Source organism: Actinophytocola sp. KF-1, assembly GCF_054661535.1.
The window spans coordinates 63,187-88,044 of sequence record NZ_BAAFVK010000020.1 but is presented as its reverse complement, the minus strand read 5'-3'; the positions used below and the strand labels follow the sequence as shown (position 1 = coordinate 88,044).

Sequence of the window (24,858 nt, the reverse complement as noted above, 5' to 3'; positions counted from 1 at the left end):
CGGCGGCCAGGACCGCGTCGGCGACCTCCGCGGGCGGGCGGCCCTGTCGCCGGCCCGCGCCGCGAGGGCTTCGACCTCAGTTCTCCTCTGCTCTTCGACAGCGAACACACCGTCGGCTTGCCCGCGCCTGCGTTGCCGGTCATCCCAGTGGCACCGGCTCAGCTTCGCACGACCGCGTCAGCGGATCCGGTGATTTGCCAGCGGGACCAGGCTGACCTGGCCCAGGGTGCTGTCCTCCAGTGCGATCACCGCCAGGGCGAGCGTGTTCTTCCCGTCCGGGCGCAGCACGCCCGACGGCAGGACGAACTCGCGTTGCGGCCCGAGGTCGGCCGTGAACTGGCCCATCTGCCAGCCGTTCACGAACATCAGCACGCGGTAGGCGCCCGTGCCGTCGAACCGGAGCGCCACCGGGACGTCCTGGTCGCGTGGCAGGCCGAGCGTGAACTCCGTGCGGTACCAGGTGACCCCGGGCGTCAGCGTGGCAGGCGCGGGTTTCCAGTCGCGTGACTGGAAACCCGGCAGGTGCCAGCCCGCGCGTTCGCCCAGCAGGCCGCCGTTGTTGAGCGGCCCCCGGACCGGGTCGGGTTCGTTGCCCCGCAACCGCCACGAGACAGGTGTATCGGAACCGATCAGCGCCGCGCCGACCAGCCCGCGCGGCTGCTTGAAGCGCGTGTCGTCGGCGGTCCAGTCGTCGTTGTGGCCCATGTTCTCCACCAGCACCGACAACACCGCAGGCTCGCCCGGCGCCAGCGGTGGCAGCGTGAACGTGCCCGGGCCGGGATCGGGGTTCACGGGTGCGTCCGAGTCCGCCTGCGTGCCGCCCTTCGCCCAGCCGAGGTAGGTGCCGTTCAGCCACACCTGGTACACGCCGTTCTTGCCGGTGATCGCGTTCAGCTTCACCGCGGTCTCCGCGCCGGTGGCGGTGAAGTGGCCCCGGTACCAGACGTGGCCGTGGTCGTAGCCGTACGGTCCGGACGGCAGGCCGCGGTCGGCGACGGTCCAGTCCGCGTCGGCCACGACGGACTCGCGCTGCGTGCGCCAGCCGGACAGGACGGGCAGGTGCACCGGGTCCGGCCCGCGGAGCGTGCCGGCCAGCGACCCGCTCGACGTCCTGCGGGCAGGTAGCACCGTCGAGCCCACGACCAGCCGTCGCGCCGGGGTGAACACCTCCACCTCGGTCGGCGCCGACGTGTCCGCCCGCAGCGTCACCGTCGAGCCGCGCACCGTCGCGTCGCGGACCAGCGACGGGCTGCGCACCAGCGTCGACCCGAACTGCCAGAACTCGGCCGCCGTCTCGTTCGTGCCCAGCAGCACCAGCATCGGCGGACGGCCACCGCCGCTCACCAGCACCCGCGACAGGCCCTCGTGCCGGTAGTCCAGCCTCAGGTCGCCGCCGGAGAACGAGGACCGGACCGACCCGGCGAGCACCTTCACCGTGGGACGCGACGAGTAGCGCAGGACGGTCGATCCGTCTGTCCCGGTACGCCCGTACAGCAACGCCACGTCGCGGGTGTGGGTCATCAGCTCCGACGACGACCACACGAGCCGCTGACCGCCCATGTCGTAGCCCGCGACCAGCACCTGCGCGTCCCGCGCCCCGACCGTGACCGGCACCCGGTACCGGCCGTCCGGCGTCGTCCAGTCCAGGGTGGACGAGCCACCGTCGAGCGACCTGGCCAGCACGAACTGCGTCCCCGTCGACGGGTTGGCCCGCGCGCGGGTCTCCACCGCCGCGTTCGACGACGTCGGCGGGACCGCCGGATCGGTGTGCGCCAACGGGGTGACCGCGCGCACGAAGTACCCCTGGCGCTTGAACTCCGCGTACTTTCCGGTCAGCTGCCGCGACTCCGTGATCGCCGCGCCGTAGTCGTAGGACGTGTAGACGTCGTTCGGCTGCCCGAGCCAGCCCCAGTTCGTGCCGCCGAAGGCCATGTAGTACCCGAACATGGTGGCGCCGCTGGTGATCAGGTTCGACTTGTGGAAGTACCGCATGAACGACGGCCCGGTCAGCTCCCGGCAGCGGTCGTACCCGGCGCGGTTGAGGTCGATCGCCCCGGCCTGGTACTCCGCCGCGTACACGGGTGCGTTGCCGGTCAGGCGTTCTGTGACCCCGGCGCCCCACGGCCCCCACAAGTCAGGTGACTGGCATTCGAACGACTGCGGGTAGTCGTCCACCCCGGGGATCTGCACCGCGCCCGGTCCGGACGCCCATGCCGGGGTCCACGACGCGTCACAGCACTGGTTGTGCGTGATCGGCACGTCGATCCCGGCCGCCCGCGCGGTGTCCTGCAGGTCCTGCATGTACCGCGCGTCGGTGTTGGCGGCGTACTCGTTCTCGACGTTGTACGCGATCACCGAGCCGCCACGGGTGATCTGGTGCCGCGCCAGGATCGGGTTGATGTGCGACAGCCACTCGCGGTACGCGGCCGTGTAGCCGGGATCGCTCGACCGCGCCCGGCCGTCGACCTGCTTGAGCCACGCGGGGAAGCCGCCGCCGCTGACCTCGGCGTTGATGTACGGGCCGGGCCGCGCGACCACGTACAGGCCCAGCTCCTCGGTGAGCCGCAGCAGCCGGTCGACGTCCCGCACGCCGGTGAAGTCGTACTCGCCGGGCGCGGGCGAGTGGTAGGCCCAGTTGAAGTAGAGCGAGACGCCGGTGAACCCGGCGGCGCGGATCTTCTCCAGCACGTCCCGCCACAGCGCCGGGCTGGGCAGGCGGAAGTAGTGGAACTCGCCGCTCCACAGGAACACCCGCTGCCCGTCGACCTTCAGCGAGTACCGGTCGTAGGTCACCGTGTGCGCCGGGGCCGCCGCGGCCACGGGCGTGGCAGCGCCCGTGGCCAGCAGCAACGCCAGCACCAGTGCCAGCCGTCTCATCGCAGCGAGAACGTGTCGACGCGCAGGTCGCCCGTGAGCACGAGGTACACGTCGTGCCTGCCGTCGGCGGCCAGCGCGGTGGAGACGGCGGCATATGTGTACTTGTCGGCCGTGCCGGGGGAGGTGGCCGTGCCGATGAGGCGACCGGCCGGGCCGCCGAGCCGGACCTCGATCGTGCCCGCACCCGCCACCCGCGCGGTGAAGGCGCGGACCCGCCGCAGTTCGCTGCCGTGGAAGGAGAGCCAGCCCGGGCCTGCGACCGAGTCACCCCGTTCCTTCGACGTGTCCACGAGGGAAACGTTTGCGTAGTCGTCGAAGTCGATCGCGCGGGTGGTGCGGGACAGGTCGCGGGGCGGAATCCGCTCGCCCGCGATCCGCACCGAGCCGCGCTGCCGGATGTCGGCCGACGACGCGCCGACCAGCACGTCGTACGTGCCGCCCTCGACGACCCAGCGGCCACGCGTGACGTCCCAGTGCGCCAGGTCCCTGACCGGCACGGAGAAGCGGACCGTCGTCGTCTGCCCCGGCCGCAGGTGCACGCGCTGGAACGCCCGCAGCGTGCGCCTCGGTTGCGGGTCACGTGACTCGCGTTGGTGCGTGTACAGCTGGACGACCTCGTCGCCTGCCCGGTCAGACGTATTGGTGACCGGCACGCTCACCGTCAGCGGCGACTCGATGGCGAGTCGCCCGTACCGGAACGTGCTGTAGGAGAGGCCGTGCCCGAACGGGTACAGCGGCGTGCCGTCGAAGTACTGGTAGGTGCGGCGGGCCTTGATGATGTCGTACTCGAGGATGTCCGGCAGGTCCGCGTCCGAGCGGTACCACGTCTGCGTGAGCCGCCCGGCCGGGTTGACGTCGCCGAACAGCACGTCCGCGAGCGCGTGCCCGGTCTCCTGCCCCGCGTGCGTGGTCCACAGGATCGCCGGGACGTGCTCCTGCTCCCACGTGAGCGTGGTCGGGTAGCTGTTCTCCACCACCACGACCGTGTTCGGGTTCGCCGCGCGCACCGCCCTGATCAGCGCGGACTGGCTCTCCGCCAGGGCCATCGTGGTGCGGTCGTGGTCCTCGCGGCCGTTGATGAACGGCATGCTCCCGACCACGACGACCGCCGCGTCCGCGCCCGCCACGGACGCGACGGCCTCGTCGACGCCACTCGACACCGTCTCCTTGACGAACCGGGTGGCACCCGCGGCGTCCGGGGAGCCGAGGACCACCCGGCCGTCGGACGCCACCGTCAGGTAGTTGTTCGGGCCTTCCCAGTCGTTCACGGTCTCGTAGCCGACGTACTTGACGACAACCTCGCCGTCACCCGCGTCCTCGAACGTGAACTGCTGGTGCACGAACCAGTCGCGCGGCTGCGGCGCCCGGTTCACGAACGCGCTGGTCGCGCCGAACCCGTCGCGCTCGACGTACTTGCCGTTCGCGACGCTGCGCAACGTCACCACGCCCTGGCCCCAGTCGAACACGTCGAAGTGCGTGCCCGTCGAGGTGGCCGCCACCGTGAGCGGGGCGCCGTCCTCGGCCGCGCTCGCGGTGACGTACCGGCCGTCGGTGGTGCGCAACGCAATACGGTCGACTGCTTCCGTGCCGGTGACGGTCACCCGTTCCGCGATCCCCGCCCGCGGCGTGACCGCGTACGGCAGCTTGCCGGAGTACCAGTCGGTGTACAGCGTGTCGGCGAGCGGACCGACCACGGCGACCGTGCCGGTGGCGCGCAGCGGCAGGGTGCCGTCGTTCTTCAGCAGCACCACGGCCTTCCCCGCGGTCTCCCGCGCGAGCCGCCGGTGCGCGGGGCTGTTCACCACGTCCATGGTGATGCCGGCGTAGGGGCCGCCGTCCGGGTCGAACTCGCCGAGCCGGAACCGGATCGTCAGGATGTGCCGCACCGCGTTGTCCACGTCGGACTCGGCGAGCAGGCCCTGCGCCAGTGCCGCGTTCACCGCGTCGATCGTCGGCTTGGCGTTCGTGTTGTCGACGGTGAAGCTGTCGATCCCCGCCTTCAGCGTGGCCGCGTCGGCCTCGGCGAGCGTGGCGAAGTAGGCCTGCGAGCCGATGAGGTTGTTGGGGTTGCCCGCGTCGGTGACGTTGAACAGCACCTGGTCGGTCCAGGTCCGCACCACGTCGTCGAAGTCCGGGCTGACGGTCATGGGCCGCCCGTTCGCCAGGTTGTACGCGGCCATGACGCCGGTCGCCGCGTTCGCCGCGATCGCGGGCTTGAACGCGGCCTCGTCGTACTCCTTCTTCACCCTCGGCCGCAGGTTCGACGACGTCCGGTCGCGGCGGACCTCGTTGTTGTTGGCCACGTAGTGCTTGAGCGTCGGCGCGGTCTTCAGGTGCCGGGGGTCGTCGCCGGCCATGCCGCCCGCGTACGCCGTGGAGATCACGCCGGTCAGGTACGGGTCCTCGGAGTAGCCCTCCTCGTTGCGGCCCCAGCGCGGGTCGCGCAGCAGGTTGACCACCGGCGCCCACGCGTTCAGCCCCCACACGACCGGGTTGGCCGAGTGGTGGCCGCGGAGCTCGTCGCCCACGACCGACCCGACCCGCTTGATCAGCGCCGGGTCCCAGGTGGCGGCGAGCCCGACGGCCTGCGGGAAGACGGTCGCGACGGCGGTCCGCACCGCGCCCGGCTCGGGGGTGGACGTGATGTCGGTGGACCACGCGACGCCGTGCAGGGCCTCGGTGCCGGTCTTCCACAGCGCCATGCCGAGGCGGGGGATCGCGGGCTGGTACTGGTGCAGCAACGAGACCTTCTCCGGCAGCGTGAGCCTGCCGAGCAGGTCCTCGACGCGGGACTTCAGGGGGAGCCGGGGGTTGCGGAACGGGTGACTTGCCACCGCTTCCGCGTGGACGGGGACCGCGAGCGCGGCCGTGGTGACACCTGCTACCGCTAAGAACGTACGTCTTCTCATGACCACTCCAGTGGGGTGCAGAGGCTGGGTTCAGAGCTGGACGGTGAGCGAGGATCCTTCCGCGCCGACGGGTTCGGCGCCCGCGACGCGGACGCGCCAGCGGGCGGGCGGCGTGTCGGCGGACACCTCGAGGGTGTCGCCGCGCCGGGTGGTGGTGAAGGTGCAGGCGACGTCGCCGGACACCGTGGGCACCACGGTCGTCACGGCCGCGCCGTCGGCCAGGCCGAAGACGTGCAGGGTGACGCCGTCGGCGTAGTCGTAGTCGGGCCGGTCGTCGACCGCGCCGACCGGGAGCACCGTGCCGGGCCGGACCAGCAGCGGCACGCTGTCGACGCCGTGCTCCTCCCGGACCCAGCGCGGGCCGGTGACGGTCTCGCCGGTGAGGTAGTGGGTCCACGAACCGTCGGGGACGTAGTACTCGACGACACCGTCCTCGCGGAACACGGGCGCCACCAGCAGGTCCGGGCCGAGCATGTACTGGCGTTCGAGATACGTGCACGCCGGGTCGTCCGGGAACTCGACGACCATCGCCCGCATCACCGGCACCCCGGTCAGGTGCGCTGTCCTGGCCGCCTGGTACAGGTACGGCATCAGCGTCGCCTTGAGCTTCGTGAAGCGCCGCAACACGTCCACGGCTTCCTCGTCGAACGCCCACGGCACCCGGTAGGAGTAGTTCGCGTGCAGCCTGCTGTGCGACGACAGCAACCCGAACGCTATCCACCGCTTGAACAGCCACGCCTCGGGTGTGCCCTCGAAGCCGCCGATGTCGTGGCTCCAGTACCCGAACCCCGACATCGTCAGCGACAGCCCACCGCGCAGCGACTCCGCCATCGACTGCGGCGTGGAGAGGTTGTCGCCGCCCCAGTGCACCGGGAACTGCTGCGTGCCGACGGTCGCCGACCGCGCGAACACGACCGCGTCCCGTTCGCCGCGCCGCTTGCGCAGCAGGTCGAACACGGTCTTGTTGTAGAGGTAGGTGTAGTAGTTGTGCATCTCCTCGGGGTCGGACCCGTCGAAGTAGGTGACGTCGACCGGGATCCGCTCGCCGAAGTCCGACTTGAAGCAGTCCACGCCCATGTCCAGCAGCGCGTCGAGCTTGGCCGCGTACCACTCGCGGGCCTCCGGGTTGGTGAAGTCGACGACCGCCTGCCCCGGCTGCCACAGGTCCCACTGCCACACGTCGCCGTTCGGGCGCTTGAGGAAGTAGCCGCGGGCCTTGCCCTCCTCGAACAAGGCCGAGCGTTGCGCCACGTACGGGTTGATCCACACGCACACCTTCAGGCCGCGTGCCTTCAGCCGGGACAGCATGCCGCGTGGGTCGGGGAACACCTTCTGGTCCCACTCGAAGTCGCACCACGACAGCTCCCGCATCCAGAAGCAGTCGAAGTGGAACACCGACAGCGGCAGGTCCCGCTCGGCCATGCCCTCGATGAAGGAGGTGACCGTGGCCTCGTCGTAGTCGGTGTTGAACGACGTCGACAGCCACAGCCCGAACGACCACGCCGGTGGCAGCGCGGGCCTGCCGGTCAGCGCGGTGTACTTCGCGAGGATCTCCTTCGGCGTGGGTCCGTGGATCACGAAGTACTGCATGGACTGGCCCTCGATGCTGAACTGCACCTTCGACACGTCCTCGGAACCCACCTCGAACGACACGCGCCCCGGGTGGTTCACGAACACGCCGTAGCCCGCGTTGGTGAGGAAGAACGGCACGTTCTTGTACGCCTGCTCGCTGCTCGTGCCGCCGTCCTCGTTCCAGATGTCGACGACCTGGCCGTTCTTGACGAGCGGGCCGAACCGCTCGCCCATGCCGTACACCGTGTCGCCGACACCGAGGTTGAGCCGCTCCCGCACGTGGTGACCGTCCGGTGTGGACATGAGGCCGAGGTCGTGCTCCCCGCTGGACGTGAGCACCCGGCCGTCCGCCACGAACTCCAGGCGCCACGGGTTGCGGGTCGCCCGTACCGACAACGCGCCGGACGTCAGGGTGTCGCCGTCGATCGTCGGCGCCGGACCGGACGGGAACAGCTCGAACCGCGGCGACTTCCCCGCGCCGCCCGCGTGGTGGGTCACCCGTACTCCGACCACGTCCGGCATGGGTGACGTGAGGTCGATCGTCAGCACCGCGCCGCTCTGCAGGTCGCGCCTGCTGTGCACGGGGTAGGTGGGGGCGAGGATGCGCAGCCCGTCGGGGGTCTCCGCCACGTCGAGCACTTCGACGGGGTAGGCGGGCGTGACCCCAGGGCGCATCAGCCAGTGGCCATCCGTGAACTTCATGCCACCGCCCCCTCGCGGGCTCCGTGGCGGCACCGTGCCTGATGATTCGCTCCGCAAGCTCCGCTCATTTGACCGCTCCCACCGCGATGCCCCGCGTCAATGTCCGTTGGAAGATCAGGAAGAACACCACCGCCGGGATGATCCCGAGCAGTGCCGACGCGCTCTGCGCGGTGGCGTCCATGAGACGTTGTCCCTGCAGCACACCGAGTGCGACCGGGACCGTCTGGTTGTCGTTGGAGACCAGCATGATCATCGGGATGAAGAACTCGTTCCACGTCCAGATGAAGAAGAACACCAGCAGCACCGACAGCGTCGGCCAGGACAGCGGCACGACCACCCGCCACAGCACCTGCCACCGGTTCGCGCCGTCGATCCGCGCCGCCTCGATGATCTCCCTCGGGAACGTCGACAGCACCGACGTCAGCAGGTAGACACCGAACGCGCTCTGGATCGCGGTGAAGATGATGATCACCGCGAGCTTCGTGTCGTAGAGGTCGGCCTCCTTCGCCAGGAAGTACAGCGGGTAGACCAGTGCGTCCTGCGGCAGCAGGTTCGCGAGCAGGAAGACCGCGACGATCCACGTGCGGCCCTTGACCCGGCCGATGCCGAGCGCGTACGAGGTGACGATCGCCACCAGCACCGCGAGCACCGCCACCGCCCCGGCGATCACGGTGCTGTTGACCAGCTTCTCGCCGAAGTCGACCCGCAGCCAGAAGTCGACGATGCCCTTGAGGTACAGCGCGTCGGGCAGGCCAAGCGGACCGCTCGTGTCGTAGGACCGCGGCGACTTGACGGCGTTCACCAGCACCAGCAGGAACGGGATCAGCGTGCCGACCGCCAGCACGGTCAGCACACCGACGACGAGCCGCCGGGTCATCGCTCCTCCCTGTTCTGCGCACGGAGGAACAGGAACGACAGGCCCACGATGATCGCCGCCAGCACGGTCGCGATCGCGGCGCCGTACCCCACGTTCGCCTTCTCGAAGAAGTTCTGGAACGAGAAGTACGACGGGGTGAGCGTGGACCCGCCCGGGCCGCCCCTGGTGAGCACGAAGATCTTGTCGAACGACTTGAGCGACGCGATCGTGCACGTCAGCAGCACCACGTAGATCTCGGGCCGGATCTGCGGCACGGTCACCGCCCACAGCCGCTGCCACCAGCTCGCCCCGTCCAGGGCGGCGGCCTCGTACAGCTGCGGGTCCACTCGCTGCAGTCCCGCCATGAAGATCACCAGCGGGAAGCCGATCTGGATCCAGACCAGCACCGCCATGACCGACAGCAGTGCGGTCTTCTCGTCGCCGAGCCAGTTCTGCGTCCACGACTCGAGCCCGACCGCGCGGAGCAGCGCGTTCGCGGCGCCGAACTCGGGGTGCAGGATCCAGCCCCACACCACGCCCGCCACGACCGTCGGCAGCACCTGCGGCAGGTAGAACGCGGCCCGCAACGCCGTCGTGGTGCGCGGGTGGCGCTTGGACACCACGTCGAACAGGGCGGTCGCGAGCAGCAGCCCCAGGAACGTCGGGATCACGGCCATGGCGAGGACCAGCGCCGCGTTGTTGCGGAACGACAGCCAGAACGTCTCGTCCGCGAACAGCTTCCGGTACTGGTCGAAGCCGACGAAGTCCGGTTCGCCGACACCCTGCCAGCGCGTGAAGCTGATGCCGATGTTCATCACGAGCGGCACCGCGATCACCGCGGCGAACAGCAGCACGCCCGGCACGAGGTAGGGCAGGTACCCGCGCTCCCGCCGCCGATCGCCGGGAAAGGCGCGTTCGCGGCGTTCAGTGCTGTGCACGCGCCTTTCCCGGCTCTGGGTCTCAACCACCGACATTGGCGAGGTTTTCCTCGTACGGGCCGGCCAGCTCGTCCAGCACCTCGGCTGGCGACGCCGTGCCGTTGATCAGCTTCTGCGTCGCGGACACCAGCACGTCGTAGTAGCCGGGCACCGGCCAGTCCGGGTAGTAGGCGAGGCCGTCGCGGTCCACCAGCGTCTGGTAGTCCTCGATGAGCTTCTTGCTCTTCGCGTCCGTGATCGCCGACGGGTCGGCCGCCACCGGGATGCCACCGGAGTTGCCCAGCAGGTTCTGGTTCGCCTTCTTCATCGTGATGTCGATGAAGTCGTACGCCAGCTCCTTGTTCTCCGAGCCCTGCGGGACCACCCAGATGTTGCCGCTCGACCCGAGTGCCATGTCACTGCCGGGGAACAGCATCGTGTCCCACTCGAAGTCCTTCACCGTGGACTGCACGCGGCCGTACCACCACGAGCCGGACACCATGATCGGGAACTTGCCGGACATGAACGCGACACCCATGCCCTCGGCGTCGATGCCCGCCGCGTCCTCGCTGACGTACCCCTTCTTCACCCAGTCGGCGAAGGTCTCGGCGCCGTAGGTCCACGCGTCGTCGTGGAAGTCGACCTTCCCCTTGTACTGCTGCAGGTCGGCCACCCACTGCTTGTCCGCCTTGGACAGTGCGAGCTGGTAGAACAACTGCTGCGCCGGGTACTCCTTGCCGCCCATCGACAGTGGCGTCACGCCGGCCGCCACGAACTCGTCCATGGCGGCGACCAGGTCGTCGAACGTCTGCGGGATCTCGACCCCGTGCTGCGCGAACAGGTCCTTGTTGTAGTAGACCATCGTGTACTCGGCGTAGTTCGGGACGCCGAACCACTTGTCGCCGCCCATCACGCCGCGCTCGTCGTACTTGCACGTGGTCTGCAGGCTCGGCGACAGGAGCTTGTCCCAGCCGCGTTCGGTGACCTCGGCGGACATGTCGGTCAGCAGGCCCTGCTTGGACAACAGGCCCGCGGTCGCGTTGCCCTTGTTGTACTCCATGAGGTCGGGCGCCTCGTCCGAGTTCAGCACCATCGGGGCGTTCTTCTGGATCTGCTCGAAGCCCTTCTCCTCGAACTTCACCGTGACGCCGGGATGGGTGTCCTCGAACTCCTTGATCGCCTCGGCCCACGCCTTGCCCATGGCGCTGTCCGGGCCCTCGTAGTGCCACAGGCGCAGCTCGTCGGCGTTGCTGCCGCCACCGTCGTCGCCGCACGCCGCGAGTAACGGTGCGGCCAGCGCGAGTACCGCGAGCAAGGCCTTTCCTGGCTTGAACATCGTTGTTCCTCCCGTCTGTCGAATCGCTTCGACGACGTGCCTGCCGGATGGGTGGGGGAGTCGGGGGTGGTTACCTGGGGACGGCGGTGCTGGCTCGGACGGTCAGGTGCGGGGCGAGCAGGGTCGCGTCGGGAACCTGCCGGCCACCCAGCTTGGCCATCAGCAGCCCGACCGCCTGGCGCCCGACCTCCTGGGCCGGGATGGCCACGGAGGTGAGCGCGGGCATGGTGTACTCGGCGAGTTCGTCGGGGCAGATCGCCACCACCGACAGGTCGTCCGGCACCGAGCGGCCCGCCTCGCGGAACGCGGCGAGCAGCGGTGCGACGACGGGTTCGTTGTGGACGACGACGGCGGTGAGATCGGGATGCTCGGCCAGCAGCTCCGCCGCGACCTTCTGGGCGCCGGCCTGCGTGGCCTCGCACGCGTGCACGCTGGCGGCGATGCCGTGCCGCGCCGCCGCCTCGGTGAACCCGTTCGTGGTGCGGGAGGCGAACCCGGTCTCCCGCTCGTAGACCTCCGGCGGCGACCCGATCAGCGCGACCCTGTGGTGGCCCAGCTCGGCGAGGTGGTCCACGCAGGCCGCGCCCGCCGCCGTGAAGTCGAGGTCGATGCAGGTCAGGCCGTCGGTCTCGGCGGGGAAGCCGATCAGCACGGCAGGCCGGTCCAGCTCCTTGAGCACCGGGATCCTGGGGTCGTGCAGCTCGACGTCCATGACGATGATCGCGTCGACCATCGACGTGCCCGCCACCCGCCGCAGGCCCGCCTCGCCCTCGTTCTGCGTGAGCAGCAGGACGTCGTGGTCGTGCTCGCGGGCCGCGGTGACGACCGAGGTCGCGAACTGCATGATCACCGGCACGTGGATGCCGGTGCGCAGCGGCACGACCAGCGCGACGACGTTGCTGCGGTTGGACGCGAGTGCCCTGGCGCCCGCGTGCGGCTGGTAGCCGAGCGCCTTGATGCTGGCGAGCACCCGCTCCCGGGTCTCCTGGGTGATCGACCGTTTGCCGGACAGGACGTACGACACCGTGCTGGGGGCGACCCCAGCGTGGCGTGCCACGTCCTCGATCTTCGCCACGGTCATCACTCCGTCGAATCGCTTCGACGCTGAATGCTAGGTAGCCGTTCGGGGAGATCGCAATGGTTCGGGCTTGCTGAAAGTCGATGCAAGGTTTTACATGTCAGCCATGACCCAAGAGTGGTGGCGAGACGCCGTCATCTACCAGGTGTACGTCCGCAGCTTCGCCGACTCGGACGGCGACGGCGTCGGTGACCTCCCCGGCGTGCGCTCCCGGCTGCCGTACCTGGCGGAACTGGGCGTCGACGCGGTCTGGCTGACGCCGTTCTACGCGTCCCCGATGGCCGACGGCGGCTACGACGTCGCCGACTACCGCGCGGTCGACCCGCTGTTCGGCACCCTCGACGACGCGAAGGCCCTGGTCACCGACGCGCACGCGCTCGGCCTGCGTGTCATCGTCGACATCGTCCCGAACCACACCAGCGACCAGCACGAGTGGTTCAAGCAGGGCCTCAAGGACCGCTACATCTTCCGCCCCGGCCGCGGCGACGGCCCGCCGAACGACTGGGAGTCGATCTTCGGCGGTCCCGCGTGGACCCGCACCGAGGACGGCGACTGGTACCTGCACCTGTTCGCGCCCGAGCAGCCGGACCTCAACTGGGACAACCCCGACGTGCGCGCGGAGTTCCTCGACATCCTGCGGTTCTGGCTGGACCTGGGCGTCGACGGGTTCCGCGTGGACGTCGCGCACGGGATGGTCAAGGCCGAGGGCCTGCCGGACGTCGGCCGCCCCGACCAGAGCGCGCTGCTCGGTGCGGAGCCGCTCCCGTACTTCGACCAGGACGGCGTGCACGAGATCTACCGCGAGTGGCGTCGCGTGCTCGATTCCTACGACGGCGAGCGCATGGCGGTCGCGGAGGCGTGGGCCCCGACCCCCGCGCGGACCGCGCTGTACCTGCGTCCCGACGAGTTGCACCAGGCGTTCAACTTCCACTTCCTGAAGACCGGCTGGGCCGCGGAGCCCATGCGTGCGGTGATCGACGCGTCCCTCGCGACCGAGTCGCCTGCGACGTGGGTGCTGTCCAACCACGACGTGGTGCGGCACGTGACCCGGTACGGCGGCGGCGAGATCGGCCGCAAGCGGGCACGGGCGGCGGCGCTGCTGATGCTCGCGCTGCCCGGGTCCGCGTACGTCTACCAGGGTGAGGAGCTGGGGCTGCCCGAGGTGGCGGACCTGCCGGAGGAGGTGCTGCAGGACCCGGTGTGGGAGCGGTCCGGTCACACCGACCGCGGCCGCGACGGCTGCCGCTTGCCGATCCCGTGGACCGCGACCGGCCCGTCGCTGGGCTTCGGCCCGGGGACGCCGTGGCTGCCGCAGCCGGAGTCGTGGGCGAAGCTCGCGGTCGCCGAGCAGGAGACGTCGCCGGAGTCGATGCTGACGCTGTACCGCAGCGCGCTGCGGCTGCGGCGCAGGCTCGCGTTCGGCGAGTTCGAGTGGCTCCCGGCCGACGACGACGTGCTGCACTTCCGCCGCGGCGCCTTCCACTGCATGGTCAACATGAGCGAGTCGGTGGTGCGGGTGCCGGACCCGGGCCCGGTGCTGCTGGCGTCGTCGTACTACGGCCTCGACGGCGAGGTCGTGCTGCCGCCCGACACCGTGTTGTGGTGGGACGAACAGCGGTGACTCGCCTAGAGTCATCAGGTGTGACAGCCCGTCTCAGTGACATAGCCACGCAGGCGGGCGTCAGTGAGGCGACGGTCAGCCGCGTGCTGAACGGCAAGGCGGGCGTCTCGGCGGCGACACGTCAGGCGGTGGTCGCCGCCATGGACGTGCTCGGCTACGAACGCCCGCCCCGGCTGCGTGAACGCAGTGCCGGGCTGATCGGGCTGATCACCCCGGAGCTGTCGAACCCGATCTTCCCGGCGCTCGCGCAGGTGATCGAGCAGGTGCTGACGTCCCGCGGCTACACGCCCGTGCTGTGCACCCAGACCCCCGGCGGTTCGACGGAGGACCAGCTGACCGAGCTGCTGGTCGAGCGCGGGGTCACGGGGATCATCTTCGTGTCCGGCCTGCACGCCGACTCGACGGCCGACATGGACCGGTACGTCAAGCTCGCGGGCCGCGGCGTGCCGTTCGTGATGATCAACGGGTACACGGAGAAGGTGTCGGCGCCGTTCGTGTCGACGGACGACCGCGCCGCCATGCGGCTGGCGGTGTCGCACCTGGCGGAACTGGGGCACGAGCGCATCGGCCTGGCGATCGGGCCCCGGCGGTTCGTGCCGGTGGTGCGGAAGATCGAGGGGTTCGTGCAGCACATGCGGACGGTGCTGCCGTACACCGCCGAGCAGGCCGAGGAGTTCGTGCAGCACTCGCTGTTCACCGTGGAGGGTGGCCAGGCGGCCGCTGCTGCCCTGCTGGACAAATCCTGCACCGCGATCATCTGCGGCAGCGACCTGATGGCGTTCGGCGCCATCCGCGCGGCCCGGCAGCGCGGGCTGTCGGTGCCCGCGGACGTGTCGGTGGTCGGCTTCGACGACTCCCCGTTGATCGTGTTCGCCGACCCGCCGTTGACCACGCTGCGGCAACCGGTCGAGGCGATGGGCCAGGCGGCGGTGAACGCGCTCCTCGAGGAGATCGGCGGCACCCCGGCCCCGCACGCGGAGTTCGTCTTCATGCCGGAACTCGTGGTCCGCGGCTCGACGGCGGCGCGGGTACGCGGCTGAGCTGTCCACAGGTGGGGTGGTTGTCCACAGGCAAGATCGACATCCGTCCCCCTGTCGGTGGTCACCGGTAGACTGGACAGCGGGGTGCCCCCGGGAGTGGTGGGGGCTGCCCGTATGTACTGGGGCCGCGGTTTTCTTTCGGTTTTCGCTGGGTCAGCGGTTTGTGTCCCGGGTTTTGTGGTGTGCCTTGCCTGGGTTTTCCCTCCGGGGGGTCCTCGCCGGACGGGCTGGTCTCCGGGATGGCGGGGGTTTGGTCTCGGGTTGGGTTGGCAAGGACTGGTGTCGGTGGGTCTGCCTGCCATCCCGTCGACCTCCCGGAGGGCTATCACACCGCGTCAAGGGGGCCCGGGCGGTTTGGTCAGCTGGTTGCGTCGTGCATCCGGGCCCCCTTGACACGGTGTGATCGGGCTTCGCCAGGTCGACGGGATGGCAGGCAGCAGTCCTCGTGTGGTGGGCTTGCGCCCTTTGGGGGCTGTCCCGGTCATTGGGTCGGGAAGCCGTGGAGTGCCACTGTCAGGTGGTTGCCGAAGTCTGTTGGCAGGGGACCGGCCGGGGGCAGGCCTGGGCTCGGCATGAAGTGGACCGTGGTGCCCGTCGTGCCGGCCGAGGGGATCGGGGTCAGGTCCGTGACCGGGATGCCGTGTTCGTAGCGTTGCGTCCACGAGCCGTTGGCGCGGCGGTTCGTGTGGACCAGCCACTCGCTCAGCGCCGCCACCACCGACATGCCGCGCCTCGGATGACCGTCCGGCAGCAGCACCGACGGCTCGTCGAAGAAGCGGAGGTCCTTCGTCGCCATGACCGGTTTCCTCACCGTGCGGCCGGTCGCGTCCACGCGGGTGTCGGTGCCGCGGCCGTCGTCGGCGACCGAGATCGAGTCGTCGGCGTGCCGGGTCACCACCGCGTGGCCCGTGCCGCGTGCCGCGGCCTCGTCCGCGGCGTACGCGAGCACCTCCAGCACGAGGTGGAGTACGCCACCCGGAGCGAACTCCGCTGGCCCTTGACGGATCAGCTCCAGGTGGCGCACGTCGATGGCACGAGCCCAGTCGTGCGTGGTGTTCTGCCAGGTCACCTGCGGAACGTACCGCCGTCGATCGTCACCGCGCCCGAGCCGCCCGTGCGGTAGGTCCGGTTCGCGCCCGTCTCCCAGATCACCGGCTGCCCGTCCTGCTTGATCACGAACTTGTACTCGACATTCGTGTTCGCCGGGAGCGTGCCGCTGCCCTGCCAGCGCGGGTACGTCGACGAGTTCGTCGTCAGCGGCACCGCGTTCGCCGGGTTCCACGAACCCAGCTGCGGCACGTTGCCCACCACGAACACGTTCTGCCCCCACGACGTCTCCGCCCGCACCGTGTACGACACGCTCACCTGGTCCGGGTTCTGCGTGCCGCCGCCGGTGTGGAACGCGACCGCCGACTTCGCGGGCACGGTCAGCGCCGCCCGGCCGCCGGACACCGTCACCTGGCTCGCGCACGCCGTGATCACGTTGCAGTAGGAGCCGTCCGGCAGGCCGGTCGTGAAGGTGCCCGTGTACGCGCCGCCGCTGTTGTTGATCGCCACGAAACCGGCCGAGCCGCGGCCGAAGCCGATCACGTTCGACGTCGGCGACTGCCAGTTCGCCACCGCCGCGCCGCCGACCGCGTTGTGGAACGCCACCATGCCGGTCACCGCCCGGTCGCGGTTCAGGCAGTACCAGCCGTTGCCGCACGTCGTGTCCGTGACGAAGCCGCCCGAGTTCGGCGGCGCGCCCTCCGGGTTCGAGAACTCGAAGCCCGCGTACACGGTCGGCGTCGTGTGCTTGTACGCCAGCTGGAACACGTTCGCGAGCACCGCCGTCGCGCCGTCCTTGTACGTCAGGTGCCTGCCGTTGCGTTCGGTGTCGTGGTTCGTCACGAACGACACCGAGTTGTCCGCGGGCAGCAGGCCGTTCCCGAACGACGACAGCGACGCGATGTCGCCCTGGAAGGCGGACTTCAGCTTGTCGCCGTAGGTGAAGTCGAGGACGTCGCCGCTGCCGAAGTAGTCACCTGGCGACGGCGGCGTGCCGGGGAACACCTCGTGGAACACGTACGGGCGCGCGCCGGACGTCGTGTTGTTCAGGCGTGCCACCACGTCCGCCAGCTCACTCGCCGGGATGTGCTTGGCCGCGTCCACGCGGAAACCGTCGACGCCCAGCGCCAGCTGGGAGTTCAGGTAGCCGGCGAGCTTGCCGCGCACCCCGGGATCGCTCGTGTCGAGGTCCGGCAGGTCCAGCAGCTCGCAGTGCTGCACCTCCCAGAGGTCGCCCCAGTTGGCGATGTCGCGGTCGCAGACGTCCACGTTGTACTCGCCGCGGTCGTACATCGGCGGGTCGTACTTGTCGCCGATCACCGTGCCGTCGTAGCCGGTGCCGGTCATCGCCGCGGTGTGGTTGACCACCGCGTCCGTGTAGACCTTGACGCCGGCCGCGTGGCACGTGTCGATCATGGTCTTGAACTCGGCCTGGGTGCCGAACCGGCTGTTCAGCTTGTAGGAGTAGGGCTGGTAGACGTCCCACCACACGCCGCTCGGGTGCTTGAACGACTCGGCGGGCGGGGCGACCCACACCGCGCCGTAGCCGGCGGGGTCGAGGTTGGTCGTGCATTCGCGGGCCACGGAACGCCAGTTCCACGACCACAGGTTGGCGATCACGTCGCCGTTCGGTACTCCGGTGTCCGCCACCGCCGTCTGGGCAGAGGTGGTGACAAGCCCGGTCGCGCACAGGACCGCCACAGCCGACATCGCGACTGTGCGCAGGAGCGGTCGTCGTTCCATTTCAGGTCTCCTCGTCGAGCCGGTCATGGACCCGGCGAGCGGACGGTCACCGCTGCGCGCCCGCCCGCCGGGAGACTTTGCGCAAACTGCTGAAAGTTCTTGCAGACTAGACCGGCGCGACGACTCTGTAAACCGGCGGACGGCGGGTATCAGGCGTCGAGGAGGAGCTGGTGCGCACATGGGAGTGCCCGCGAGCCCGGCCTTGTCGCCGTGCTCGCGGGCACTCGTGATCGCCTGCCGAGCCCGCTCGCGTTCACGAGCGCAGGCGTCGTCCGGTCAGCGGGTCAGGACCTCCGCGATCGTGTCCACGCCGCGGTCGAGGTCCTCCTGCGAGATCACCAGCGGCGGGGCGACCCGCAGCGTCGTGTCGTGCGTTTCCTTGCACAGCACGCCACGCGCCATCAGCTCCTCGCTCGCCGCGCGGGCCGTCTTGCCGCCGGGCGCGATCTCGACACCGGCCCACAGGCCACGGCCCCGGACGTCCGCGACGCCGTGCCCGATCAGCTCGGTGAGCCGGGCGTGCAGCTGAGCGCCGAGCGTGGCGGACCGGGATAGGAAGTCGCCCTCGCGCAGCAGCTTGATCACGGCCCGGCCGACCGCGCACGCGAGGGGGTTGCCGCCGAAGGTCGAGCCGTGCTCACCGGGCCGCAGGACGCCGAGCACGTCGCGCTTGCCGACCACCGCCGACACCGGCATGATCCCGCCGCCGAGCGCCTTGCCCAGCGTGTACAGGTCCGCGGTCACGTCCTCGTGCTCGCACGCGAACAGCGTGCCGGTCCGGCCGAGGCCCGCCTGGATCTCGTCGGCGATGAACAGCACGTCGTTGTCGGTGCACAGCTGGCGCACGTCCCGCAGGTAGCCCGAGGGCGGCATCAGCACCCCGGCCTCGCCCTGGACCGGCTCGATCAGGACGGCCGCCGTGTACGGGGTGATGGCCGCCTCGAGCGCCTGCGTGTCGCCGTACTTGACGACCACGAACCCCGGCGTGAACGGGCCGAAGTCGTTGCGGGCGGTCTCGTCGGTGGAGAAGGAGACGATCGTGGTGGTGCGGCCGTGGAAGTTCGAGCCGGCGACGATGATCTCCGCCCGGCCGTCCGGCACGCCCTTCACCTGGTAGGCCCACTTGCGGGCGACCTTGAGCGCCGACTCGACGGCCTCCGCGCCGGAGTTCATCGGCAGCACCATCTCGGTGCCGGTCAGCTCCGCCAGCTCCTGGCAGAACAGGCCGAGCTGGTCGTGGTGGAAGGCACGGCTGGTCAGCGTGACCCGGCCGAGCTGCTCGATCGTGGCGGCGATCAGGTCGGGGTGGCGGTGACCGAAGTTCAGCGCGGAGTAGCCGGCCAGGAAGTCCAGGTATCTCTTGCCGTGCACGTCGGTGACCCACGCGCCCTCCGCCTCGGCGATCACCACAGGCAACGGGTGGTAGTTGTGCGTGCTCCACTGTTCGTCGAGCGCGATGAAATCGGCAGCAGTCATCGACATGTGAACAGGTTAAGTCCGTTCAGCGGTTGTTTCATCCGCAGACCGTTGCGTAAAACGCCACTTCGTTGCGTGCTTGAGCCTGATGTCAGCCGTTCGTTGCGAAGGCGGCGCGGTAGGCGTGCGGACTGGTGCCCACCACGCGCCGGAAACGTTCGCGGAAGGCCGTCGGCGAGCCGAAGCCGACGTCGCCCGCGATCCGGTCCACCGGGTGGGTGGTGTGCTCGAGCAGGTACTGGGCGCGCCGGACCCGCGCCCGGTGCAGCCACTGGAGCGGTGTCGTGCCGGTCTGTTCGCGGAAGCGGCGGTTGAGGGTGCGGGTGCTCATGCCGGCCCGCGCGGCGATGTCGGCGAGCGCGAGGTCGTCGCCGACGTGGTTCTCCAGCCAGGTCAGCAGCGGTTCCAGCGCGGCGCCACGCGGCACCGGCGGCTGGTCGTGGACGATGAACTGCGCCTGCCCGCCCTCCCGCTCGAGCGGCATGACCGACCGGCGGGCCGCGTCGGCCGCGACGGCGGAACCGAGGTCGCGGCGGATCATGTGCAGGCACAGGTCCAGGCCGGCGGCCGCGCCTGCGGACGTCAGCAGCCGGCCGTTGTCGACGTAGAGGACGTTCGGGTCGACGTCGATCTGCGGGTACCGCTCCGCGAGCTCGGCCGCGCCCATCCAGTGGGTGGTGGCACGCAGGCCGTCGAGCAGGCCCGCGGCGGCGAGGACGAACGCACCGACGCAGATCGACGCGATCCGCGTGCCCTTCGCGGCCGCGGCCCGGAGCGCGTCGACGACCTCGGCGGGGACGGGCGCGTCCGGCGTCATGCGACCGGGCACCACGATCGTGTCGGCGTCGGCGAGAACGTCGAGGCCGTGCTCGGGGGTGAGGGTGAAGCCGTCGGTCCGGACGGTCCCCGGGCCGCAGACCAGCACCCGGTAGGCGGGGCTCCCGTCCGGCAGCCAGGCGAAGCTGAACGCCTGCACCGGCGTGGCCAGGTCGAAGGTGATCACGTCGTCCAGCGCGAGCACGGCCACCGTGTGCATCAGTCCCCCTTGGCGAGAATCCGTCGGTGGTTGTCATTCTTGCCGATTCCGGCGGTCCGCTGCCGTGGCTACCGTCCCTCCCGTGACCAAGGTCCTGTTGTCGCTGCACGTCATCGCGGCGATCGTCGCCGTCGGCCCGGTGACCGTGGCGGCGAGCATGTTCCCGGCCGCCGTCCGCGCCGGGCGGACGGACCACCTGCCCCTGCTGCACCGGATCTGCCGGGTCTACGCCGCGGTCGGCATCGCGGTCCCGCTGTTCGGCTTGGCCACGGCGAGCGCACTCGGCGTGCTCGGCGACGCGTGGCTGATCACGTCGATCGCCCTCACCGGGGTGGCGGCCGCCGTGCTCGTGTTCGGGGTGCTGCCGGGTCAGGAGCGGCTGCTGGCGCCGCGGGAGGGTGCGGTCGCGATCCGCACCCGGCTCGCCATGCGGACCGGGGTGTTCAACCTGCTGTGGGCGACGGTCACGGTGCTGATGATCGTGCGCCCCGGCTCGACGACGGGGGTGTGAACGTGTACTTCCGCGTCGCGGCGGCGGTGGAGTGCGGGTCGCTGGTGGTCCTGCTCGTGAACCTGGCGACGGTCCACCTGCCGGCCATCACGTCCCTCGGCGGCCCGGTGCACGGCCTCGCGTACCTGGTCGTCGTGGTCGCGACCCTGCGCGCCGCGACGGCGTCCCGCACCGCGAAGGTGCTCGCGTGGGTGCCGGGGATCGGCGGGCTGCTGGTGCTCAGAGCCGCTGCTCGACCAACCGCATCCGCATGACGGCGGTGAGGTGCTCGGCGTGCTCGCGGGCCGTCCGGTGGTCGGTGCGCACCAGGTCGTGGTCGGCGGTCGTCATGAGCACGAGCGGGTCACCGGCGCCGGACAGGACCAGCGCGCACGGGAGCACCCAGTCGCCGACACCGAACCAGCCGGTCACGCCCGTCACGGCCAGCGGCAGCCCGGGGACCGCCGCAGGCACCAGCTCGAGCCACTCGTCCGCGTCCGCGCGTCCCATCGTGAGCCAGGGTTCGGTGCCCCACCGGACGTCGGCACGGTCGACCGGGCCGGTGCACGCGAGGCCGTCCTGGCGGTAGGAGAGCGAGACGAACCCGGCGTCGGTCTCGAGCACCAGCTCGCCCGGCAGGGGGATCACGCCGTCGTCCGACACCGCGGCCAGCTGCCAGAGGCCGGTCACGGTGGTGCCGAGCAACCGGGCGTACGGCTCGAGCACGTGCCTCAGCTCCGGTTCCGTCCTGCGATGGCGGCCAGGTTCCCGGCGTGGGCGGCGGCACTGCGTGCGATGTCTCGACACCGCGTTCCGCGATCAGCGCCAGGGCAGCGTCGACCAGCGTGGCACACCGGTCGCCGTGGTGGTAGCCCAGGCGACGATCTGCCTTCGAGGGGTCATCGGGGTGGCGGTGCCCCCTCGAAGGCGACTGTCGTCAGGCGGCGATCTCCTTCAGGCGGTCCGCCAGCTGGGTCAGGCGGTCGTACTCGCCCTGTAGTGCGCTCACCCGTTGCCGGATGCGGTCGGCTGCCTCGTGCCTGCCGTTCGCGTCGTAGCACTCCGCCAGGTCGATGCCCGCCGCGATGCCCGCCGCGATCGCTGACAGCAGTGCCAGGACCGAGCCGTACAGGGTGGCCGCTGCCACCGGGGTGAGTGCGCCCACCGAACCGGCCTCGATGATGCCTGACGCCACGATGCCGGCACCGCCCGCGCCGCCCGCCAGCACGCAGCCCGTCGCGACCATCCATTGCTTGAAACACGCCATGTCAGTCGCCCCCTACGCCAGCAGCTCGTCGTCTTCGGTCGGCACGTCCTCCTGGCTGATCCCCACGTAGTTGATCAGCCAGTCCTCCATGTCGTTGGCCTCGGCGAGCGCCATGATCTCCGGGTAGTACTCCCCGAAGTTGGCCATCTCGTAGCGCAGGTCGTCCGGCAGCGCCACCGCGCCGCCCTCGCCGCCCGAGTCACCTGCCGGCTGCCACTGGGTACCGTCCCACCGCCACTGGCCGTCGTCGGACAGCTGTCCGACCTCGGTCGTGTTCGGGTCGTAGCTCGCCTGCGGTCCGGCTTCCACCGGCTGCCAATCGGCGCCGTCCCACCACCACTGCCCGTCCTCGGACAGCGGCGCGTCGGCTGGTTGTTCGGGCATCGCCCCACCTCCTACTGGTCCGGCATCGACAGTGCCGGGGCAGGAGGTGGGGTCACACGGTCTCGCGTGCGTGCGGACGGACGTAAGGCGCCGCCCCAAAGGGCGCGCGGCTACGCCGTCAGTTTCGGAATGATCTCCGATCCGTATGCGGCCAGGGTCTGCTCCTTCTGGTCGTGCATGAGGTACAGCGCGAACTGGTCCACGCCCATTTCCGCCAGCTCGGTCAGCCGGTCCACGTGCGCCGACGCCGGCCCCACGAGGCAGAACCGGTCGACGATCTCGTCGGGGACGAAGTCCGTCGACGGGTTGCCCGCCTTGCCGTGGTGCGCGTAGTCGTAGCCCTCCCGGCCCCTGATGTAGTCGGTCAGCTCATGGGGCACCGGCCCCGACTCGCCGTACCGGGCCACCAGGTCGGCGACGTGGTTGCCCACCATGCCGCCGAACCACCGCAGCTGGTCGCGTTGGTGCGCGACGTCCTCGCCGACGTACGCGGGCGCCGCCACGCACATCGTGATCCCACCGGGGTCCCGCCCGGCGGCCCGTGCCGCGGCGCGCACGGACTCGATCGTCCACCGCGTGATCGCGGGGTCGGCCGTCTGCAGGATGAAACCGTCCGCGTGCTCGCCGACCAGCTGGAGCGCCTTCGGCCCGTACGCGGCCATCCAGACTTCCAGCTTCCCGTCCCGTACCCACGGAATCCGCACCGGTGCGCCATGAAGTGAAACCTCCCGTCCTTCCGCGAGATCGCGGATCGCGTGGATGGAATCACGGAGCACCGACAACGACGCGGGCTTCTGCCCGATGACCCGTCGCGCTGAGTCACCGCGGCCGATGCCGCACACCGTTCGGTTGCCGTACATGTCGTTCAGCGTCGCGAACAGTGACGCGGTGACCGACCAGTCCCGAGTGGACGGATTGGTCACCATCGGCCCCACGACCAGGGAATTGGTGCGCGCGAGGATCTGCGAGTAGATCACGAACGGTTCTTGCCACAACACGACCGAGTCAAATGTCCACCCGTACGTGAACCCTTGCTGTTCGGCCGACACCATCAGGTCCACGACCGCCGAGGCGGGCGGGTCCGTCTGCAGCACCACACCGAAGTCCATGCCGAACTCCCATCAGACCAAGTACTGCGACAGCTCGCGCGACAGGAACTTGCCGTGGCCCTCGTGGCCGTGGAACTCGCCGCCGTCGACCACGACGGACCCGCGCGACAGCACGGTCGACACGCCGCCGGTGATCGACATGCCCTCGTACGCCGAGTAGTCCACCGCCATGTGGTGCGTCTCGACACCGAGCGTGTGCTGACGAGCCGGGTCGTACACGACGATGTCCGCGTCCGCGCCCGCCGCGATCACGCCCTTGCGCGGGTACAGCCCGAACATCCGCGCGGGCGTCGCCGACGACACCTCGACCCACCGCCGCAGCGACAGCTCACCGGCCACCACACCCTGGTGCAGCAGGTCCATCCGGTGCTCGACGCCGGGGATCCCGTTGGGGATCTTGGAGAAGTCCCCGCGCCCCAGCTCCTTCTGGTCCTTGAAGCAGAACGGGCAGTGGTCGGTCGACACCACCGACAGGTCGTTGGTGCGCAGGCCGCGCCACAGGTCCGCCTGGTGCTCCTTGGGCCGCAGCGGCGGCGACGCCACGTACTTCGACCCCTCGAAGTCCGGCTTGGCCAGGTCCTCGATGGACAGGTAGAGGTACTGCGGGCACGTCTCCGCGAACACGTTCTGCCCGGTGTTGCGCGCCTCCGCGACGGCAGCGAGCGCCTGCGACGCCGACAGGTGCACGATGTAGAGCGGCGCGCCGGTCACCCGCGCGAGCTGGATGGCGCGCGAGGTCGCCTCGCCCTCCAGCTCCGGCGGCCTGGTCAGCCCGTGCTCCACCGGGTCGGTGCGCCCGGACGCCAGCGCCTGCGCGACCAGCTCGTCGATCGCGATGCCGTTCTCGGCGTGCATCATGATGGTGCCGCCGATGTCGGCGGCCTTCTGCATGGCGCGCAGGATCTCGCCGTCGGTCGCGTAGAACACGCCCGGGTAGGCCATGAACATCTTGAAGCTGTTCACGCCCGCGTCGATGCAGGACTCCATCTCCTTCAACGACTGGTCGTTCACGTCGGAGACGATCATGTGGAACCCGTAGTCGACGGCGCAGTGCCCGTCGGCCTTCTCGTGCCACTTGTCCAGCGTCGACAGCAGGGACGTGCCCTTGGCCTGCACGGCGAAGTCGATGATCGTCGTCGTGCCGCCCCACGCGGCCGCCCGCGTGCCGGTGAAGAACGTGTCGGCGGAGAAGGTCCCGCCGAACGGCATCTCCATGTGCGTGTGCGCGTCGATGCCGCCGGGGATCACGTACTTCCCCGCCGCGTCGATGACCGTGTCGGCCTCGGTGAACACGCCGGGCGCGGCGACGGCGGCGATCTTCTCGCCCTCCACCAGCACGTCCGCCGTGAGGGACCCGTCGGCGTTGACGACGGTCCCGTTCTTGATGAGGATCCCCAT

At 70.1% G+C, this 24,858-nt stretch carries 20 protein-coding genes; 4 read left to right on the top strand and 16 right to left on the bottom strand.

From position 1 onward, the window contains the following. Positions 1-177: 177 nt before the first annotated feature. The 7 genes from ACYQ77_RS41590 to ACYQ77_RS41560 all read right to left on the bottom strand — a co-directional run bounded on the left by ACYQ77_RS41590 (position 178) and on the right by ACYQ77_RS41560 (position 12,244). A complete protein-coding gene (locus tag ACYQ77_RS41590; RefSeq protein ID WP_459722566.1) occupies positions 178-2,877 on the bottom strand; it encodes a beta-galactosidase in 2,700 nt (899 codons plus the stop codon). Beyond that, positions 2,874-5,786 (bottom strand): glycoside hydrolase family 3 C-terminal domain-containing protein, encoded by a 2,913-nt coding sequence (locus ACYQ77_RS41585; RefSeq protein ID WP_459722564.1) that lies wholly within the window; start codon positions 5,784-5,786, stop codon positions 2,874-2,876. The genes ACYQ77_RS41590 and ACYQ77_RS41585 overlap by 4 nt, the downstream gene beginning before the upstream one ends. A gap of 30 nt (positions 5,787-5,816) precedes the next feature. Continuing rightward, a complete protein-coding gene (yicI, locus tag ACYQ77_RS41580; RefSeq protein ID WP_459722561.1) occupies positions 5,817-8,060 on the bottom strand; it encodes an alpha-xylosidase in 2,244 nt (747 codons plus the stop codon). Between the two features lie 64 nt (positions 8,061-8,124). Continuing rightward, the gene (locus tag ACYQ77_RS41575) at positions 8,125-8,937 is read right to left on the bottom strand and encodes a carbohydrate ABC transporter permease (RefSeq protein ID WP_459722559.1); all 813 of its coding nucleotides are present in this window, start codon (positions 8,935-8,937) and stop codon (positions 8,125-8,127) included. After that, positions 8,934-9,854: a carbohydrate ABC transporter permease gene (locus tag ACYQ77_RS41570; protein ID WP_459722557.1), complete on the bottom strand. Its 921-nt coding sequence runs from the start codon at positions 9,852-9,854 to the stop codon at positions 8,934-8,936. Before ACYQ77_RS41570 ends, ACYQ77_RS41575 begins: the two co-directional genes overlap by 4 nt. 22 nt (positions 9,855-9,876) lie before the next feature. Continuing rightward, positions 9,877-11,169, bottom strand: a complete 1,293-nt coding sequence (locus tag ACYQ77_RS41565) for an ABC transporter substrate-binding protein (protein ID WP_459722555.1) — start codon at positions 11,167-11,169, stop codon at positions 9,877-9,879. A gap of 70 nt (positions 11,170-11,239) precedes the next feature. After that, positions 11,240-12,244 carry a LacI family DNA-binding transcriptional regulator gene (locus ACYQ77_RS41560; RefSeq protein ID WP_459722657.1) on the bottom strand — a complete coding sequence of 335 codons (1,005 nt, stop codon included), beginning with the start codon at positions 12,242-12,244 and terminating at the stop codon, positions 11,240-11,242. Between the two features lie 109 nt (positions 12,245-12,353). Between ACYQ77_RS41560 and ACYQ77_RS41555 the strand changes: the two genes are divergently transcribed. Further along, positions 12,354-13,868, top strand: a complete 1,515-nt coding sequence (locus ACYQ77_RS41555; protein WP_459722552.1) for a glycoside hydrolase family 13 protein — start codon at positions 12,354-12,356, stop codon at positions 13,866-13,868. Between the two features lie 20 nt (positions 13,869-13,888). Next, positions 13,889-14,908, top strand: a complete 1,020-nt coding sequence (locus ACYQ77_RS41550; protein ID WP_459722550.1) for a LacI family DNA-binding transcriptional regulator — start codon at positions 13,889-13,891, stop codon at positions 14,906-14,908. Between the two features lie 481 nt (positions 14,909-15,389). Here the strand turns inward: ACYQ77_RS41550 and ACYQ77_RS41545 are convergent, their stop codons facing one another. From ACYQ77_RS41545 to ACYQ77_RS41530, 4 genes are all read right to left on the bottom strand, one after another. Then, entirely contained in the window at positions 15,390-15,977 is a 588-nt protein-coding gene (locus tag ACYQ77_RS41545) for an ATP-binding protein (RefSeq protein WP_459722547.1), read from the bottom strand. Then, complete coding sequence (locus ACYQ77_RS41540; RefSeq protein WP_459722545.1) at positions 15,974-17,698, bottom strand: carbohydrate-binding module family 20 domain-containing protein; 1,725 nt, start codon at positions 17,696-17,698, stop codon at positions 15,974-15,976. The genes ACYQ77_RS41545 and ACYQ77_RS41540 overlap by 4 nt, the downstream gene beginning before the upstream one ends. 276 nt (positions 17,699-17,974) lie before the next feature. Next, positions 17,975-19,174, bottom strand: coding sequence for an ornithine--oxo-acid transaminase (gene rocD, locus ACYQ77_RS41535; RefSeq protein WP_459722655.1), 1,200 nt, complete (start codon positions 19,172-19,174; stop codon positions 17,975-17,977). Between the two features lie 91 nt (positions 19,175-19,265). Then, the gene (locus ACYQ77_RS41530; RefSeq protein WP_459722543.1) at positions 19,266-20,210 is read right to left on the bottom strand and encodes a GlxA family transcriptional regulator; all 945 of its coding nucleotides are present in this window, start codon (positions 20,208-20,210) and stop codon (positions 19,266-19,268) included. 82 nt (positions 20,211-20,292) lie between these two features. Here ACYQ77_RS41530 and ACYQ77_RS41525 point away from each other — a divergent pair, with 82 nt between their 5' ends. Then, the gene (locus ACYQ77_RS41525; protein ID WP_459722541.1) at positions 20,293-20,721 is read left to right on the top strand and encodes a hypothetical protein; all 429 of its coding nucleotides are present in this window, start codon (positions 20,293-20,295) and stop codon (positions 20,719-20,721) included. Between the two features lie 2 nt (positions 20,722-20,723). Then, positions 20,724-20,975 carry a hypothetical protein gene (locus ACYQ77_RS41520; RefSeq protein ID WP_459722539.1) on the top strand — a complete coding sequence of 84 codons (252 nt, stop codon included), beginning with the start codon at positions 20,724-20,726 and terminating at the stop codon, positions 20,973-20,975. Here the strand turns inward: ACYQ77_RS41520 and ACYQ77_RS41515 are convergent. The 5 genes from ACYQ77_RS41515 to hydA all read right to left on the bottom strand — a co-directional run bounded on the left by ACYQ77_RS41515 (position 20,941) and on the right by hydA (position 24,858). Next, the gene (locus ACYQ77_RS41515) at positions 20,941-21,426 is read right to left on the bottom strand and encodes a hypothetical protein (protein WP_459722536.1); all 486 of its coding nucleotides are present in this window, start codon (positions 21,424-21,426) and stop codon (positions 20,941-20,943) included. The genes ACYQ77_RS41520 and ACYQ77_RS41515 overlap by 35 nt on opposite strands. 211 nt (positions 21,427-21,637) lie before the next feature. Continuing rightward, positions 21,638-21,967, bottom strand: coding sequence for a hypothetical protein (locus ACYQ77_RS41510; RefSeq protein WP_459722533.1), 330 nt, complete (start codon positions 21,965-21,967; stop codon positions 21,638-21,640). Positions 21,968-21,979: 12 nt separating this feature from the next. Then, complete coding sequence (locus ACYQ77_RS41505; protein WP_459722530.1) at positions 21,980-22,351, bottom strand: hypothetical protein; 372 nt, start codon at positions 22,349-22,351, stop codon at positions 21,980-21,982. A 110-nt stretch (positions 22,352-22,461) separates the two neighbouring features. Continuing rightward, positions 22,462-23,460 (bottom strand): TIGR03842 family LLM class F420-dependent oxidoreductase, encoded by a 999-nt coding sequence (locus tag ACYQ77_RS41500; protein ID WP_459722527.1) that lies wholly within the window; start codon positions 23,458-23,460, stop codon positions 22,462-22,464. A 12-nt stretch (positions 23,461-23,472) separates the two neighbouring features. Then, entirely contained in the window at positions 23,473-24,858 is a 1,386-nt protein-coding gene (gene hydA / locus ACYQ77_RS41495) for a dihydropyrimidinase (RefSeq protein ID WP_459722524.1), read from the bottom strand.

Bases quoted from the DNA above. Each gene is read 5' to 3' on its own strand.
- ACYQ77_RS41530 (WP_459722543.1), bottom strand. From the start codon at position 20,210: ATGCACACGGTGGCCGTGCTCGCGCTGGACGACGTGATCACCTTCGAC.
- ACYQ77_RS41540 (WP_459722545.1), bottom strand. From the start codon at position 17,698: ATGGAACGACGACCGCTCCTGCGCACAGTCGCGATGTCGGCTGTGGCG.
- ACYQ77_RS41500 (WP_459722527.1), bottom strand. From the start codon at position 23,460: ATGGACTTCGGTGTGGTGCTGCAGACGGACCCGCCCGCCTCGGCGGTC.
- ACYQ77_RS41510 (WP_459722533.1), bottom strand. From the start codon at position 21,967: ATGGCGTGTTTCAAGCAATGGATGGTCGCGACGGGCTGCGTGCTGGCG.
- ACYQ77_RS41575 (WP_459722559.1), bottom strand. From the start codon at position 8,937: ATGACCCGGCGGCTCGTCGTCGGTGTGCTGACCGTGCTGGCGGTCGGC.
- yicI (WP_459722561.1), bottom strand. From the start codon at position 8,060: ATGAAGTTCACGGATGGCCACTGGCTGATGCGCCCTGGGGTCACGCCC.
- ACYQ77_RS41555 (WP_459722552.1), top strand. From the start codon at position 12,354: ATGACCCAAGAGTGGTGGCGAGACGCCGTCATCTACCAGGTGTACGTC.
- ACYQ77_RS41565 (WP_459722555.1), bottom strand. From the start codon at position 11,169: ATGTTCAAGCCAGGAAAGGCCTTGCTCGCGGTACTCGCGCTGGCCGCA.
- ACYQ77_RS41585 (WP_459722564.1), bottom strand. From the start codon at position 5,786: ATGAGAAGACGTACGTTCTTAGCGGTAGCAGGTGTCACCACGGCCGCG.
- ACYQ77_RS41505 (WP_459722530.1), bottom strand. From the start codon at position 22,351: ATGCCCGAACAACCAGCCGACGCGCCGCTGTCCGAGGACGGGCAGTGG.
- ACYQ77_RS41590 (WP_459722566.1), bottom strand. From the start codon at position 2,877: ATGAGACGGCTGGCACTGGTGCTGGCGTTGCTGCTGGCCACGGGCGCT.
- rocD (WP_459722655.1), bottom strand. From the start codon at position 19,174: ATGACTGCTGCCGATTTCATCGCGCTCGACGAACAGTGGAGCACGCAC.
- hydA (WP_459722524.1), bottom strand. From the start codon at position 24,858: ATGGGGATCCTCATCAAGAACGGGACCGTCGTCAACGCCGACGGGTCC.